Annotated in this window: 1 protein-coding gene; it reads right to left on the bottom strand. The window is 66.2% G+C overall.

From position 1 onward, the window contains the following. A partial coding sequence (locus tag ACT6QU_RS19440) for a helix-hairpin-helix domain-containing protein (protein ID WP_444837027.1) occupies positions 1 to 724 on the bottom strand: 724 nt, incomplete at both ends.

The raw sequence follows: 724 nt of genomic DNA, 5'->3' as shown, positions 1-724 counted from the left end.
AGCGCTCCGCGCCCGACGCGTGCGCGGCGCTGGATTTCCTCGGCGCTGCTATAGGGTACGCCGGCACGGGCCGCGGCGATCGCGGCGCCATCTTCGTTGGCGAGGCCGCGGACCATGCGCAGGCCCAGACGCACCGCATGATATTTGCCGTTGGCAGTCTCTTCGAGCGTGCAGTCCCAGCGGCTGTGATTGACATCGATGGGCCTGATCTCGACGCCATGATTGCGGGCATCGCGGACGATCTGCGCGGGCGCGTAAAAGCCCATCGGCTGGGCGTTGAGCAGCGCGGCGCAGAATGCGTCGGGATGATGGCATTTCATCCACGACGAGGCATAGGCGATGAGCGCGAAACTCGCGGCATGGCTCTCGGGAAATCCGTAGGAGCCGAAGCCCTCGATCTGCTTGAAGGTCTTTTCGGCAAACTCGCGGTCGTAGCCGCGGCCGACCATGCCATCGATCAGCTTGTCGCGGAAATGGCTGACCCCGCCGGTGAGCTTGAAGGTCGCCATCGCACGGCGGAGGAGATCGGCCTCGCTCGGCGTGAAGCCGGCGCATTCGATCGCAACGCGCATCGCCTGCTCCTGGAAGAGCGGGACGCCCAGCGTCTTCTCGAGCACGCGCCGTAGCTCGGGCGTCGGATAAGTGACCTCCTCCTGTCCGTTTCGGCGGCGGCGATAGGGATGGACCATGTCGCCCTGGATCGGGCCCGGCCGGACGATCGCGA

The organism is Aliihoeflea sp., assembly GCF_052435475.1.
GTDB lineage: Bacteria > Pseudomonadota > Alphaproteobacteria > Rhizobiales > Rhizobiaceae > Aliihoeflea.
The sequence above is the reverse complement of the archived record's forward strand: the minus strand, read 5'-3'. Positions and strand labels throughout refer to the sequence as shown.